Source organism: Campylobacter sp. US42a (assembly GCF_004379055.1).
GTDB lineage: Bacteria > Campylobacterota > Campylobacteria > Campylobacterales > Campylobacteraceae > Campylobacter_D > Campylobacter_D jejuni.
On the sequence record NZ_RYYK01000004.1, the window covers coordinates 21,433 to 37,769 of the forward strand.

At 32.2% G+C, this 16,337-nt stretch carries 12 protein-coding genes; 6 read left to right on the top strand and 6 right to left on the bottom strand.

The features are described from left to right. The first annotated feature begins 50 nt into the window (after positions 1-50). The 3 genes from ELQ10_RS04650 to ELQ10_RS04660 all read left to right on the top strand — a co-directional run bounded on the left by ELQ10_RS04650 (position 51) and on the right by ELQ10_RS04660 (position 1,610). Positions 51-698 carry a ferritin family protein gene (locus ELQ10_RS04650; protein ID WP_014516877.1) on the top strand — a complete coding sequence of 216 codons (648 nt, stop codon included), beginning with the start codon at positions 51-53 and terminating at the stop codon, positions 696-698. Positions 699-762: 64 nt separating this feature from the next. Next, complete coding sequence (locus tag ELQ10_RS04655; protein WP_002853093.1) at positions 763-1,002, top strand: ComEA family DNA-binding protein; 240 nt, start codon at positions 763-765, stop codon at positions 1,000-1,002. Between the two features lie 32 nt (positions 1,003-1,034). Next, complete coding sequence (locus tag ELQ10_RS04660; protein ID WP_002857688.1) at positions 1,035-1,610, top strand: ribonuclease HII; 576 nt, start codon at positions 1,035-1,037, stop codon at positions 1,608-1,610. Here ELQ10_RS04660 and ELQ10_RS04665 read toward each other — a convergent pair whose 3' ends face one another. The 3 genes from ELQ10_RS04665 to ELQ10_RS04675 all read right to left on the bottom strand — a co-directional run bounded on the left by ELQ10_RS04665 (position 1,611) and on the right by ELQ10_RS04675 (position 8,998). Beyond that, positions 1,611-3,056 (bottom strand): glutamate synthase subunit beta, encoded by a 1,446-nt coding sequence (locus ELQ10_RS04665; RefSeq protein WP_002866800.1) that lies wholly within the window; start codon positions 3,054-3,056, stop codon positions 1,611-1,613. Between the two features lie 10 nt (positions 3,057-3,066). After that, positions 3,067-7,557: a glutamate synthase large subunit gene (gltB, locus tag ELQ10_RS04670; RefSeq protein WP_134250270.1), complete on the bottom strand. Its 4,491-nt coding sequence runs from the start codon at positions 7,555-7,557 to the stop codon at positions 3,067-3,069. A gap of 133 nt (positions 7,558-7,690) precedes the next feature. Further along, complete coding sequence (locus tag ELQ10_RS04675; RefSeq protein ID WP_032588912.1) at positions 7,691-8,998, bottom strand: Na+/H+ antiporter family protein; 1,308 nt, start codon at positions 8,996-8,998, stop codon at positions 7,691-7,693. Positions 8,999-9,202: 204 nt separating this feature from the next. On the opposite strand from ELQ10_RS04675, the gene ELQ10_RS04680 reads away from it, so the two are divergent. Together ELQ10_RS04680 and ELQ10_RS04685 are read left to right on the top strand one after the other, a co-directional pair. Beyond that, positions 9,203-10,441, top strand: coding sequence for a sulfite oxidase (locus ELQ10_RS04680; RefSeq protein ID WP_002866803.1), 1,239 nt, complete (start codon positions 9,203-9,205; stop codon positions 10,439-10,441). A gap of 2 nt (positions 10,442-10,443) precedes the next feature. Then, positions 10,444-10,785: a monoheme cytochrome C gene (locus ELQ10_RS04685; RefSeq protein ID WP_134250271.1), complete on the top strand. Its 342-nt coding sequence runs from the start codon at positions 10,444-10,446 to the stop codon at positions 10,783-10,785. A 25-nt stretch (positions 10,786-10,810) separates the two neighbouring features. On the opposite strand, the gene gyrB is transcribed toward ELQ10_RS04685, so the two are convergent. The 3 genes from gyrB to dnaA form a co-directional block, all read right to left on the bottom strand. Then, complete coding sequence (gyrB, locus tag ELQ10_RS04690) at positions 10,811-13,120, bottom strand: DNA topoisomerase (ATP-hydrolyzing) subunit B (protein WP_002866804.1); 2,310 nt, start codon at positions 13,118-13,120, stop codon at positions 10,811-10,813. Between the two features lie 28 nt (positions 13,121-13,148). Beyond that, positions 13,149-14,216, bottom strand: a complete 1,068-nt coding sequence (dnaN, locus tag ELQ10_RS04695) for a DNA polymerase III subunit beta (RefSeq protein ID WP_134250272.1) — start codon at positions 14,214-14,216, stop codon at positions 13,149-13,151. Between the two features lie 159 nt (positions 14,217-14,375). Continuing rightward, entirely contained in the window at positions 14,376-15,698 is a 1,323-nt protein-coding gene (gene dnaA, locus ELQ10_RS04700) for a chromosomal replication initiator protein DnaA (RefSeq protein WP_002870442.1), read from the bottom strand. Between the two features lie 95 nt (positions 15,699-15,793). Here dnaA and ruvC point away from each other — a divergent pair, with 95 nt between their 5' ends. Continuing rightward, positions 15,794-16,276: a crossover junction endodeoxyribonuclease RuvC gene (gene ruvC / locus ELQ10_RS04705; RefSeq protein WP_011050020.1), complete on the top strand. Its 483-nt coding sequence runs from the start codon at positions 15,794-15,796 to the stop codon at positions 16,274-16,276. Positions 16,277-16,337 lie beyond the last annotated feature (61 nt).

A 16,337-nucleotide genomic window follows, 5' to 3' on the forward strand; every position in this document is an offset into this window, starting at 1 on the left:
AATATTTTTTTATAATACAATACTTTTTGATAATCAAAAAAGGAGTCAAAATGAGACAATATGAAACCTATAAATGCCAAAAATGTGGCAATGAAGTAGAAGTTCAAAATGTAGGTGGCGGTAAGCTTAGTTGTTGTGGTGAAGAAATGAAATGTATCACTACAGATTTAACTGCAGTAAATTTAATGAAAGCTTTTGCAGGCGAATCTATGGCAAGAAACAAATACGATTTATTTGCTGATGTAGCTGAAGAAGAAGGTTGGCATGCGGTTGCTAGACATTTTAGAGAAGCGGCTGAAAATGAAAAATGGCATGCAAGAGCAGAATTTAAAGCTTATCATGAAATCATTGATGGCAAACCTTTAGAAGTAACTACAAAAAACCTAGTAACTGCTGCAGAAGGTGAAAACTATGAGCACACAACTATGTATCCAAATTTTGCAAAAATCGCTGAAGATGAAGGCAAAAAGGCTATAGCGAGATTATTTACAGCTATTGGTAAAGTAGAAATCGAACACGAAAGAGAATATCTAGCGCTTAAAAAAATGCTCGAAGAAGAAGAATTTTTTAATAGTGAAGTAGAAGAATTATGGGTTTGTGAAGTATGCGGACATATACATCGTGGCAAAAAAGCTCCAGCAGCCTGTCCTTTATGTAAAGCACCAAAAGAGTATTTTAAACGCGAATTTTTGGGTTAAGTTAAGAAATTCTTATCCTTTTTAAGATAATATTATAATTATTTTTTAATAAAAGGATAAGAAAATGAAAAAATTACTATTTTTATTTTTTGCTTTAACGGCTTTTCTCTTTGGTGCTGTAAATATCAACACTGCAACACTAAAAGAATTAAAAAGTTTAAATGGTATTGGCGAAGCTAAGGCTAAAGCGATTTTAGAATACCGCAAAGAAGCAAATTTTACAAGTATTGATGATCTTAAAAAAGTTAAAGGCATAGGTGATAAGCTTTTTGAAAAAATCAAAAATGATATCACAATAGAATAAAAGGGTATTTTTGCCCTTCTTTTTAGAAAAATTTGAAAACTTTATTTGACACAAAAGAACTTTTAAACGAATTTGATATAAATTTAATCGGTATTGATGAAGCAGGACGCGGTGCTTTAGCAGGTCCTATGATGATGGCAGCTTGCAAACTGAACAAACAACTTGATGGGTTGTGTGATTCTAAAAAACTAAGCGAAAAAAAACGCGAAGAACTTTATGAAATCATCATCAAAAATTCAAACTATCTCATACTTGCTTTTTCTTCAGAACAAATCGACGCACTAGGCTTAAGCACTTGTTTAAAAAAAGGCTTAAAACTTATAAAAAAGCATTTTAAAACAGAAAATAACTTCTTATATGATGGAAACACCAACCTAGGTATAAACGGGATAAAAACACAAATCAAAGCCGATGCTAGCATTTTGCAAGTAAGTGCAGCTAGCATACTCGCAAAAGTTAGTAAAGATAGGGTGATGAATTTCTTAGCTAAAGACTTTCCTTGTTATGAATTTGAAAAAAACAAAGCCTATGGCACAAAAGCTCATAAAGAATTTATAGCTAAATTTGGAATTTGCAAACTCCACCGAAAAAGTTTTAAACTTTTATGATTATTTTGCTAAATTTTGATGCAAACTCAAAGCACATTCTATACCATCTTTTATAGCCCAAACAACTAAAGATTGTCCTTTTCTAGCATCTCCACAAGCAAAGATTTTTTTATGAGTGGTTTGGAAATTTTCTGTGCTTATGTTGTTTTTCTCATCTAATTTCACTCCAAAATTTTTAGCTATAGCTTCTTCGCACCCGCTAAAACCCATAGCTAAAAGCACTAAATCCGCTTTATAAGTTTTTTTAGAATTTGGAATTTCAACATTTATAGCTTTGCCTTCTTTAAACTCGCGTTTTAAATCATTTGCTTCAACACCTTCTACATGAGTTTTTCCTAAAAATTTCTTTGTCATTTTTTGATATTCCCTAGGATCTTTGCCATATACAGCAATGGCTTCTTCTAAACCATAATCAGTAGTAAAAATGTCAGCTTTTAAAGGCCAAGGATTGTTTTGGCTTCTTTGCAAAGGTCTTTTTGGACTTCTTTCAAAACGCACTATAGATTTAGCCCCTTGTCTTGTCGCCACAGCAATACAATCCACACTTGTATCCCCACTTCCTATAACTAAGACATTTTTACCTTTGGCCGTATCTGCACCCTTGCCTGTTTTTAACAAAGTTTTAGTATTTTGTGTTAAAAAATCAAGGGCAAATTCAACCCCTTTTAGCTTTCTACCTTCTATATCAAGATCTATAGGCTTACTTGCTCCTGTACAAAGCACCAAAGCATCAAATTCTTTTAGAAGTTTTGAAACCTTATCTTTGCTGTCTATATTTTCATTCACTTTAAATTCAATCCCGCTTTTTTTAAGCAAATCCACCCGTCTTTGAACTATACTTTTATCAAGCTTCATATCAGGGATGCCATACATCAAAAGTCCGCCTATTTTATCGCTTCTTTCAAAAACACTTACTTTATAACCTAGTGAATTTAAAGTATTAGCACAAGCAAGCCCAGCAGGCCCACTTCCTATGATAGCGATTTTTTTGCCATTGTATTGCTTAGGTTTATTTACTCTTACTAAATTTTCCTTAAAAGCATTTTCTATGATGGATAATTCATTATTTTTTATGCTCACACTAACACCATTTATCGCACACACACAAGAATCCTCACAAGGAGCAGGGCAAACACGACCGGTAAATTCAGGAAAAGGATTGGTAAGATCAAGTCTTTCATAAGCTTCTTCCCATAAAGAACGATAAATAAGATCGTTCCATTCAGGAATGAGATTGTTTAAAGGACAGCCTACATCTTTTCCTTCGCTCATCACACCCGTATGACAAAAGGCTACCCCACAATCCATACATCGTCCACCTTGAATTTCTTGTTCTTTTTTATCCAAAGGTATAGTAAATTCTTTGAAATTTAAAACCCTTTCCTTAGGAGCAATTTTTTTAAAATCCATTCTTTTAAAGTCTAAAAAACCTCTTGCATTTCCCATTTTTTACTCCTTATTTTTGTGTGATTTTCAAAAATGCTGCTAAATTTGGATCTTTTTCATTTTTACAAAGATCAAGCATTTTTAACATCTTTTCATAATCTCTTGGCATGACTTTAAAAAAGTCTTTTTTATCGAATTTTTCTAAGATATCTTTAGCCTTTTTAGAATCTGTATAAGCGATATGTTTTTCTATCGCAGCTTTTAATTCTTTTTCATCCTTAGCATTAAGATCTTTAATATCCACAAGCTCGGTATTTACATGAGCTTCATTGTGTCTTCCAAAGATATAAACAACGCCACCACTCATACCAGCAGCGAAATTCGCACCCACATCTCCAAGAACTACAACTTGCCCACCTGTCATATATTCACAGCCATGCACACCTGTTCCTAAAACCACAGCCAAAGCTCCTGAATTTCTTACACAAAATCTTTCCCCTGCTATACCATCTAAATACACTTCACCTTTTGTAGCTCCGTATAAACAAGCATTTCCTGCGATGATATTTTCTTCAGGCGAAAAAGTGGCTTCATTTGAAATTTTTGCTATGATTTTGCCACCACTTAAACCCTTGCCTAAATAATCATTGCTATCGCCTATAATTTCAAGTTTAATGCCCTTTAATAAAAACGCTCCAAAGCTATTGCCAGCATTGCCTATAGCTTTGATATGGATACTATCTTCATCTAAAGCATCTTTTCCATAAGTTTTTAAAATTTCACTTGAAAGCATAGTCGCAAAAGTACGGCTTTGATTTCCTACTTCTAAAGAAAGTTTGATAGGTTCTTTTTTCTCCACAGCATTTTTACAAAGCGGAAGTAAAATTCTATAATCAATCGTTTTTTCAAGCTTGTTATCTTTATAGTCTTTAAAATGCACAGCGGTTCTATTATAAGTAGGTAAGGATTTTAAAATTTTATCCAAATTTAGCTTTCCTGCTTTACCTTGCACACTTTTTTGGCGGAGTTTATCCACACGACCTATCATATCATCTAGGCGTTCAAAACCAAGTCTTGCCATGTATTCTCTAAGCTCCTCGGCTATAAAATACATAAAATTAATCACATCATCTACTTTACCTTTAAAACGATCCCTAAGTTCTATATCTTGAGTAGCTATACCAAAAGGACAGGTATTTAGATGACAAACTCTCATCATCGTACAACCTAAAACAATCAAAGGTGCAGTTGCAAAGCCAAATTCTTCAGCTCCTAAAAGTGCTGCTATGGCTAAATCACGCCCATTCATAAGCTTTCCATCAGTTTCTAATCTTACCCTATCTCTAAGCTTGTTTAAAATCAAAGTTTGATGCGTTTCAGCCAAACCTAACTCCCAAGGAATTCCTGCATGCGGTATAGAAGTTCTAGGACTTGCACCTGTACCTCCATCATAACCTGAAACAAGGATTAAATTCGCTCCTGCCTTAGCCACACCTGCAGCAACCGTTCCTATGCCATTTTCGCTTACAAGTTTTACTGAAATTTTAGCATCTTTATTGGCATTTTTTAAATCATAAATGAGTTGAGCTAAATCTTCTATAGAATAAATATCATGATGAGGAGGCGGGGAAATAAGCGTCACACCTGCAGTAGAATGTCTAGCCTTAGCTATCCAAGGATAGACTTTAAAGCCCATTAACTGTCCGCCTTCACCTGGTTTTGCGCCTTGAGCGACTTTGATTTGAATTTCTTTTGCATGACTTAAATAGTTTAAATCCACGCCAAAACGCCCACTTGCTACTTGCTTAATGGCTGAGTTTTTATCCACACCCTCTTTGATTTTATAGCGTTCTTCATCCTCGCCACCTTCACCTGAATTTGATTTAGCACCTATTTTATTCATAGCCTGTGCTAAACACTCGTGTGCTTCTTTAGAAATAGAACCATAACTCATCGCCCCTGTTCTAAAGCGTTTAACTATACTTTCTACACTTTCAACCTTATCTATACTGATAGCTTCACTAAAATCAAATTCCATCAAAGAACGCAAATTAACTTGTTTTTCATCTACTAAAGCTGAGTATTTTTTAAAGCTTTTATAGTCTTTGTTGCGACAGGCTTGCTGAAGATTAAAAATCACAAGTGGATCGATTAAATGTTCTTCTTTAGCACTTCTAAAACCATGAATTCCTTTAGAATCTAAAGCCTTATGTGTATCGTTAAAAGCATATTTGTGCAAAGCAATGAGTTCTTTTTCAAAATCTTCTAAATCCATACCTTCAATGCGTGAAGTTGTAGAAGTGAAGTATTTATCAATCACCTTAGAGCTTAAGCCCAGACATTCAAAAAGTGCAGAGCCATTATAACTTTGCAAGGTAGAAACTCCCATTTTAGAAGCAATTTTGACTATACCACTTGAACTTGCCTTGATGAAATTTTCTACCGCCTTTTCATAACTTAAATTTAAATCTTTATTGGCAATGAGTTTTTGTATGCTCTCATAAACCAAATAAGGATTAATAACAGTCGCGCCATAACCTAAAAGACATGCAAAATGATGAATTTCTCTAGGTTCGCCACTTTCGATAATAAGACTTGTATGTGTTCTTAAATTTTTTCTTACTAGATGATTATGCACTCCAGAAACAGCAAGTAAAGCAGGGATATAAGCGTTTTTTTCATCCACTCCTTTATCGCTTAAAATGATAATAGAAGCACCTTTTTTAACCTCATCTTCTATCTTAACGCAAAGCTCATCTAAAGCCTTTTCTAAAGTTTTTTGAGAATAATCATAAAGTATAGAAAATTCTTTAACTTGAAATTTATTTAAAGCTTTAACTTCAAAAAGTTCTTCATTGCTTATCACAGGCAAGGCTATTTTTACGCGTTTTGCATTGTTTTCATCGGGTTTTAATAAATTGCCTTCGCTTCCTAGATAAATCCTAGTAGAAGTAACGATCTCTTCTCTTATAGCATCAAGAGGAGGGTTAGTTACTTGTGCAAAAAGTTGTTTAAAATAATTATACAAAGGTTGATAAGTTTTAGAAAGTATAGCTAAAGGAGTATCTACGCCCATAGCTGCTATAGCTTCTTTACCATTTTGAGCCATAGCAGCCACACTCATTTTAAGCTCATCATAACTCCAACCAAAAGCTTTTTGAAGTTTTAAAACCTCATCTTCTTTTAAAAACTGATGTTTATAAACTCCACTTTTTTGTTTTTCAAGTTCAACTAAATTTTTAAGCCATTTTTTATAAGGCTTAGCATTAGCATAATGCTCTTTGATTTCATTATCAGCTATAACCCTACCTCTTGCTGTATCAACGAGTAAAAGTTTTCCAGGTTCTAAGCGTTTTTTGGCTTTGATATTTTTTTCATCAAGTTTTAAAGCCCCTGTTTCACTTGAAAGTATGAGCATATCATCTTTTGTAAGATAATACCTTGAAGGACGAAAACCATTTCTATCCAAACTCGCCCCCATAATCACTCCATCAGTAAAAACTATAGCAGCAGGCCCATCCCAAGGCTCCATCAATAAAGAATGATATTCATAAAAAGCACGCTTTTTGCTTTCCATATTTTCATTTTTATGCCAAGGTTCTGGCACCATCATCATAAAAGCTTCTTCTAAAGTGCGACCATTTAGAGCTAAAAATTCTAAAGTATTATCAAACATTGCAGAATCACTGCTAGGCTTAGCTATGATAGGAAAAATTTCATCTAAATTTTCAAAATACTCACTTTGCATCAAGCCTTCTCTAGCTCTTATGCTATCAACATTTCCGCGTATAGTATTAATCTCTCCATTATGCACCATATAGCGATTTGGATGAGCTCTTTCCCAACTTGGGAAGGTGTTAGTCGAAAAGCGAGAATGCACCAAAGCGATGGCTGATTTCATATTGACATCTTTAAAATCAAGATAAAAATCGCTCAATTGAGTTGAAAGAAGCATTCCTTTATAAACTATGGTGCGTGAAGAAAAACTTGAAAAATAAAATTTTGGCACATTAATAGCTCTTTTTTCTATAAGTCGACGCGTACTATAAAGCACTCTTTCAAACTCAAGTCCTGCACTTATTTTACTTGGTTTTTTCACAAAGGCTTGTAAAAAATAAGGCATAGCTTTTAAAGCACTTGCACCTATATCGCTAGGATTAAAAGGCACTTCTCTAAAACCTAAAAATTCAAGTTTTTTATCCTTTAAACCTTGTAAAAATATCTCTTTTGCTTCTTCTTTTGCATCAGTATTGGGTGATAAAAACATCTGTGCTACAGCATAATCACCCTTTTTAGGAAGTTCAAAACCCAATTCTTGAGTTTTAAAAAAATCATGTGGAATTTGGATCAAAATCCCCGCCCCATCACCTGAATTTTCTTCAGCTCCTGCACCACCTCGGTGCTCAAGATTCATCAAAATTTCTAAAGCATCACAAATAACCTTATAAGAGGCAATACCGCGTATATTAGCAACTGCAGCGATACCACAGGCATCGTGTTCGTTCTTTGGGTGATATAAACCTATGCTTTGATTATTTTCTAGGATATTTTCTAAATCCATTTTGCTCTCCTTATAAGACTGATTTAAATTTTGTTAGCTTTATAAGGATTATAGCATACATTTTTTTAAAATCGATATAATTTTTATCTTAAAAATAAATAAATTAAAAAATATTTTGATAGATTTGTAAAAATTATAAAAACATGGCGATAATACTACCTAAAATCAATAATGGGCCATTATAGAAAATAAAAGTTGGTATGCAAGTATCTTTAATGTGATCGTGTTGTTTATCAGCATTTAATCCTACAGTAGTTCCCATGGTTGTTTCACTGGCTGGACTTCCTGCATCTCCTAAAGCTCCTGCTACTCCTAAGATAAATATAATAAGTGCTGTACTAAAACCAAGTTCTAAACAAATAGGACAAAAAAGCGTAGCTATGATAGGTATAGTTCCAAAAGAAGTACCTATACCCATAGTGATGATAAGTCCTATTAAAAGCATGAAAAATACTGCTAAAAATTTACTTTGCTCCATCCAAGGAACGACTGAATTTACAAGATCTACTACTGATCCACTTTCTTTTAAAACTTCTCCATATCCTGCAGCAACAAGGATAACAAAAGCTATAAAACCCATCATTTTAAGCCCATCATCAAAAACTTCATTGACTTTTGAAAATTCAACTCCACCCAAAATAACCATTAAAACAAAACCCAAAAGCCCTGATAAAGGCAAATTCATAGTCAAAATTTGCAAAATTAAAGTTAAAACAAGCCCAGCTAAAACGCCCCATTCCTTACGCGTCATTTCAAGATTTTCTAAATCCACTTTAGCAATTTCTACTTCTTGATACTCTCTTGGCTTACGATAAAACACAAAAAGCGCTAGAAAAAGTCCTGCTATCATACAAATAGCAGCAAAATACATAGTATTTGTAACATCATTTAAAGATACACTTACATTATTTGCATTTAAATTATCTTTTAAAAGATCTTGAAAAGTAAGCCCAAAACCTACTGGCAAAACCATATAAGGCGTAGTAAGGCCAAAAGTTAAAGCACAAGCAACCGCTCTACGATCAATTTTAAGTTTATTAAAAAGACTTAAAAGAGGTGGAATCAACAAAGGTATAAAAGCTACATGAATAGGAATTAAATTTTGAGAAAAACAAGAAATCAAAGCTATAGACAAAAGCAATAAATATTTTTTATGAGATATAAAATGACTTACTATCTTGATCAAATATGCAGTTAAATTTGTCTTTGAAATCGCTGCAGCAATGGCTCCTAAGAGTATATAGCTAAGAGCTGTTTTTAAATTTTCTTTCATTCCGCTTATAAGTATATTCATAGTATCTACGAGTTCAAGATGAGAAAATACACCTGCAACAAGAGCTGAGATCAAAAGACTCAAAAGCACATTAAAACGAAACAAACAAAGTAAAGTCATCAAAACAACACTGATAATAATAGGATTAGTAAGTAAAGTCAAAATCATTCCTTAAATAATTTTAAAAATTTAATTGTAGAAAAAACTTAGTTAAAATGTAATAAAACTCGAACATATAATGATTTTATTTTAATATGCAAAATTATAAAAATAATTAATTTTTTTAATCAAAAAGATTAATATAATCAATTATTTAAATTCCTAAAATTTATAATAAAATAAAAAAAATCATAAAAATATAAGGATATTTCAATGAAACAAAACAATCAAAAAGAAGATCGCAGAGATTTCTTAAAAAATATAGGATTTGGTTTGCTTGGTATCAGCGTATTGTCAAATTTTTCTTTTGAGAATTTTTTAGGAAGTAAGGCTTTGGCAAAAGAATTGCCTGATTTTAAAATAGAAGGTAAAAAAGATCTTATCTATCATGGCGAAAAACCATTAACAGCAGAAACTGAAATTTATGCTCTTGATTCTGATTTTACTAAACCTGAAAATTTCTTTGTTAGAAATAATGGCTTACCACCAAGCCTAGAAACGATAAAAGAAAGACTTCATAAAGGTTGGACTTTAGAAATCGATGGAGAAAGCATTATCAATAAAAAATCTTACACCATAGAAGATTTAAAAAAGAAATTTAAAACCTATACTTATGCCTTAACAGTTGAATGCGGTGGAAATGGTAGATCCGAAGTTATACCTAGCACAAAAGGAACTCAATGGGGTTATGGTGCAGTAGCTTGCGGTAGATGGACAGGAGTACGTTTAAAAGATATTTTAAAAGATTGTGGTATCAAAAATGATGCGGTTTATATCGGATATTATGGCATAGATACAAAATTAAATGGTGAAGAAACTTCACCTATTAGTAGAGGAGTTCCTATTTCTAAAGCTTTACAAGATGAAACTCTAATAGCTTGGGCTTATGAAGGCAAAGATATTCCTTTAGTCAATGGCTATCCACTTAGACTTGTTTGTGGTGGTTACCCTGCAAGTACAAGCGGTAAATGGCTTTATAAAATTTCAGTAAGAAATAAAATTCACGATGGTGAAAAAATGGAAGGTTCTTATAAAGTTCCTGTAAATCCGGTAAAACCAGGAGATTTTAACTATAAAGGCGAGATGAAAATCATAGAATCAATGCCTATAAGATCTGTAATTACTAATATCAAAAATGGTTCTGAAATAAAAGCAAATAAAAAATTTGAAGTTAGAGGTAAAGCTTGGGCTGGAGAACTTGAAGTTAGTGAAGTTTATGTAAGCAATGATTATGGCGTAACATGGACTAAAGCAAAGGTAGAAAAACCATTAAATAGATTAGCATGGCAAAAATGGAGTGCTCAAATATCAATACCAACAAAAGGATATTATGAAATTTGGGCAAGAGCTATCGATAGTCAAGGTAACAGTCAACCTATGGTTTTAGCACAGTGGAATCCAGGAGGATATATCAATAATGCATGCCATAGAGTTAATGTTTATGGAGTTTAAGTATGAAAAAAATTATATTGATCTTAGCATTGTTTTTGAGTGCAAGTTGGACTCAAAATCTTGAAATTAACCCTGATACAGGATTGATTATCGATCCTGATTCACCTTTAGTGGAAGCAAATTGTTTAGCTTGTCATGGATCTAATCTCATTACCAATATGCATGCAAGTAGAAAAGCTTGGTTAGCAGCTATAAGATGGATGCAAGATAGTGAAGGACTTTGGGAAATAGAACCTGAAGATGAAGAAAAAATTTTAAATTATCTTGAAAAATATTATGGAGAAAAATACGATACAAGAAGAAGAATTCCTCTAGCTATACTCTTACAAAACAAAACTCATTGAAGAAATCATTTCTTCAATGATAAATTTACACATCCAAATGCTTTACATCTTTAGCGTGTGCTTGGATATAATCGCGTCTTGGTTCAACCTCATCACCCATAAAGAGATTAAAGGTATCATTTGCACTTTGTGCATCTTCAATAGTGATTTTTAAAAGTCTTCTTACGCTTGGATCCATTGTGGTTTCCCAAAGTTGTTCAGGATTCATTTCCCCTAAACCTTTATAGCGTTGTATAGTAGCACCTTTTTTAGCATTGGTTTCAACATCTTCAAGAACTTCTAAAATATCTTTATCAAATTCCAAGCCTCTATCTTTAATCTTATCAAAAATATAACTTGCTTCTTCATATAGTGGATGAGTGAAAAGTTCTTCATTGATCACAAGTTCTTCTAAGCCATTTTGAGTTTGAACGAAAGCTCGAATTTCATTTTCATTGATATAATGATTTAAGATATTGTGTCCTTGTGTTTCTAAAAATTGTTTGATTACACTAAATAATTCTTCATTATTTCCTTTAACTAAATTTGAATTTTCTATCATATAGCGTATCACAGAAATCACATTAAAACGCTTTTCAAGATCTTTTAAAATCGCACGATAAGCTGCGACGATTTTTAAATAATCTTTTAAATCATTCATTCCTATACCTTCATAGTTTAAACCTTCTATTCCTGTTTCTATCAGGTATTCGCTCAAAGCTTTTTCATCTTTTAAATAAATTTGCTTTTTAGCTTTTTTATAAAGATATAAAGGCGGCTGTGCTAAATAAATATGTCCATTTGCTACAAGTTCATTCATAAAACGGAAGAAGAAAGTTAAAAGCAAGGTTTGTATATGAGATCCATCAACATCCGCATCTGTCATGATGATGATTTTATGATATCTAAGTTTTGAAAGATCAAAATCTTCACCTATACCACAGCCAAAAGCAGTAATCATATTTTGAATTTGCTCAGATTTTAAAATTTTATCTAGTCTTGCTTTTTCAACATTTAAAATTTTACCACGCAAAGGCAGTATAGCTTGGAAAGATCTTTCTCTACCTTGTTTTGCAGAACCTCCTGCAGAATCCCCTTCCACAAGATAAATTTCACTTTCACTTGGATCTTTACTTTGACAGTCAGCTAATTTCCCTGGTAAAGTTCCTACGCTTAAACTTTCTTTTTTACGCGTTAATTCTCTAGCTTTTTTCGCTGCTTCTCTTCCTCTAGCTGCCATTAAGGCTTTGTTCATTATAGCTTTAGCTTCGATAGGATTTTCTTCAAAGTATTTAGTCAAATACTCAAAACTTGCTTTTGAAACTATAGGACGCACATAAGTTGAACCAAGTTTTCCTTTGGTTTGTCCTTCAAATTGTGGTTCAGGCACCTTTACACTTACAACAGCGATTAAACCTTCACGCACATCTTCGCCTGTGATTTTATTATCCTTTTCTCTAGCACTTGCATTTGCTTCTATATAGTTACTTATCACACGAGTTAAGCCCATTCTAAAACCAGCTTCGTGTGTTCCACCATCTGGGGTTTTGATATTATTTACAAAAGAGAGTAAATTTTCACTATAAGTATCATTGTAAAGCAAAGCTACTTCAACATTCACATCTTCTTCATCTACGCTAAAAAAAATTGCTTTAGTTAAAGCTTCTTTTTTATTTAAGTCTGTAACAAACTGAGAAATTCCACCTTCAAAGTGAAAACTTTCATGTTTGCCTACGCGGTTATCTTTAAAATTTATAGTGATTTTTGGATTTAAGTATGCAAGTTCACGAAATCTTTTGGCCAAAATTTCATAATCAAATTCAGTCACTTCAAAAATTTGATCATCAGGCCAAAATTCTATAGTTGTTCCTGTTTTTTTACTTTTTCCTATCACACCAAATTCACTGATAACTTTACCTTCTGAAAATTCTTGACGATAAATTTCTCCATTTCTTTCAACTGTAGCTACAAGTTTTTTAGAGAGTGCATTTACAACCGAAACCCCAACACCGTGCAAACCGCCTGAAACTTTGTAAGTATCTTTATCGAATTTTCCCCCTGCATGAAGGACAGTTAAAACAACAGTTAAAGTTGGCATATTTTCAGTTGGGTGCATATCAACAGGAATACCACGACCATTATCACTAACTATACAGCTTCCTTCAGTAGTGATTTCTACATCTATAGTATCACAATGTCCTGCCATAGCTTCATCGATAGAATTATCCACAACTTCATAAATCATATGATGAAGTCCGCCTATGTTTGTATCTCCTATATACATACCTGGGCGTTTTCTAACAGCTTCTAGGCCTTTTAGGACTTTAATATTACTCGCACCGTAATTTTCTTGCATATTTTTCCTTTATCTTTTACTTGTTTTATTACAAAATCATAGGCATAATAATCATTGATAGTCCTTGGGATTTGACTATAAATGCTGAATTAGGTTCATTTACACTTAAAATGAATTTTTCTTCTTCTATAGAAGTTAAGAAATCAAGTAAATATTTGATTTTTATAGTAAGATTAAATTCTTCACTTACTCCTGTTTGAATTTCAAGCTCTGTTTTTGCTTCCATATTGTCTAAACTTATACCTTCAAAGATGATTTTATCTTTGTTAAAATGAAGTTTCATTTTTTCAGTTACAACGCTGATTTTTTTAAGACTATCTATAAAATCTTCAGTTGAAAAGCTGAGTTCTTGTTTGAAAGTTTTTGGTATAACTTTTTCATAATCTGGAAATTTATCATTGATAAGTTTTGTAAAGAATTCAAAATTTTCATTTTTAGCAATAAGCATATTTTGATCATAAAAAATTTCTATTTTTTCATAGAAAAGTTTTTGCATTTCCATAATAGCTTTTTTAGGGATACTAAAACTAAATTCTTGATTATTTGCTTTTTCTAAAGTATAGATTGCAAGGCGTTTTGTATCAGTTCCTACGAAGTTAATTTTATCTGTTTTTATATCTAAAAATGCACCATTTAAGGAGTATTTTGGGTTGTTTGTATCAATACTTGGTAATATCTTTTTAAGAGAACGGCTTAAATCACTTGAATCAATGTCAAATTGGTTTTTTCCTTCTGTATTTGGAAAATTTGGAAAATCTTCATGATTAAACATAGGAAGTTTGTATTTTGTGCTTTTTTGTCTTATAAATAAGAAATTATCAATGGTTTCTAAAACAACTTCTTCATTATTTAAGCTTTTAATAACATCTGCAATACTTTTTGCGTTTGCAGTAGCAAAACCACTTGATTCTACGCGGATTTTTTTTATCTTATAGTTGATACCTATTTCATAATCACTAGCTCTAATAAGAAGTTTATCTTCATCAGCATGAAAAAAAAGATGAGAAGTAATAGTGCTTGAGTCTTTTTTTTCTACATAAGCATTACATAAAATCACTGCAGATTCTAAAGTATTTTTATTGATACTTAACTTCATTTTTTCTCCTTGGTTTATTTTAATTTTAAATTCGTTGTAATAATAAGCTTGTTGAAATTGTGAAATTCTTCAAAGCAAAATAATCAAATTTGTATTTTATCATACTTTGCTTAATTTCTTTTTTTCACACTCTAGAATTTATTTTTCACATCCTTTCACTTAACTTTGACTTTTAACAAGAATTTTGTTTTTAAGTTCTTCGATTTTTGCTTTTAAAGAAGCATCATTTTCTATCATTTCTGTGATTTTTTTAACATTATGTGAAATAGCTGTATGATCTTTCATTTCAAAATAATTCGCAAGTTGTGGCATAGTCAAAGCCGTGAGTGTCCTAGCTAGGTAAATCACAATGCGTCTTGCTGTGACTATATTTTGAGTTTTTTTATTGGATTTCACATCGCTTGGTTTGATGTTAAATTCTTTACACACTAAAGATAAAATATCATCTATAGTGATATTTTCTTTCTTTTCTTTGATATGATCTTTCATCACACTTTTTGCAAGTTCGAGTGTGATTTCTTGTCCTAGTATGGTTGCATAAGCATTTAAACTTATGATGATACCTTCGATTTCTCTTATATTATCCCCTAAAGAAGTGGCGATATAGTTTATGATATCATTAGAAAGATTGATATCGTTAAATTCGCATTTTTTTCTTATGATGGCTATTTTTGTATCTAGTTGAGGTGGAGTTATATCAGCTATGATCCCATGTGCAAAACGACTTTTTAAGCGTTCGGTTATACCTTTTAGCATGTTGGGTGGATTGTCTGAAGTCATGATGATTTGTCCATCGTTGTTTTTGATTTCATTAAATATAAAGAAAAATTCTTCTTGAATTTTATCGGTTTTTCCTAAAAACTGCACATCATCTATAAGCAAAACATCGCAGTTTCTATACTTTTCATGAAATTTATCTAAAGAGCCATTTTTTAAATTTGAAGTAAAATCATTTATAAAATTTTCACTTGTAGCATAAATGACTTTTTTTCCCATTTCTAAACTTGCATTTCCAACCGCTTGAAGTAAATGTGTTTTTCCAAGTCCTGTAGGCCCATAAACAAAGATTGGATTATAAAGTTTTCCAAGCTTGTCTTTATGTATTATAGCTTTACATGCTCCATAAGCGTATTTGTTAGAATCCCCCACAACAAAACTTTCAAAAGTAAAAGAAGGATTTAAAATCGTGCTTTGTGCCTTTATATGAGCTATGTCGATTTTTGTGCTTTTGTTGCTTTGTTTAGTACTTTGTGCTTGTATGTTTATGATGGCTTTATTTCCGCTTTGCACTTCATAAAAATGCGCGATTTTTTTGCCGTATTTTGTTTGTATGAATTTAGCCATGAGTTCATTTGGAGCGTTAAAAACCAAAAGATCTGCTTTGCTTTGTTTTTCGTTGAATTTTAAATTTGATAGATAGTTTTCGTATTCGTTTTCGCTTAATTCTTTTTTTAAATTTTCAAGTATTTGGCTTGGATTCATAATCTCTCTTTAAATTTTGCATAATGTATAAATTTTATCTTAAATTTCATAAAAAAAGGTTAAAATCCGCTTTCGTATTTTATTTTTCAAAAGGTATGAATTTGAAAATTTTAGGTATAGATCCAGGTTCAAGAAATTGCGGTTATGCTATCATAGAAGCCAACAAAGGAAAAAACATTCTCATAGAAGCAGGACTTATAAAGATAAAGCCAAGCACCTTGCAGTATCAAATCACAGAGCTTTGTGAGGGTTTGGACTTGATTTTTAAAAACCATTCTTTTGATGAGGTGGCTATAGAAGATATCTTTTTTGCTTACAATCCAAAAACCGTTTTAAAACTCGCACAATTTCGTGGAGCCCTATCTTTAAAAATTCTTCAAATTCATGGAGACTTTGCAGAATACACTCCCTTACAAGTGAAAAAAGCCGTTACAGGAAAAGCCAAAGCAACCAAAGAACAAGTTGCTTTTATGGTAAAAAGACTTTTAGGACTTAGTAAAGATATCAAGCCTTTAGATATCACAGATGCTATCGCAGTGGCTTTAACCCATGCAGCAAATTTAAGAGTTAGGGTGTGATTTTGGTAATTTTTATTACACAAAAGCCTAAAGCTCCATAAACTCCCAAAATACCTTTAAA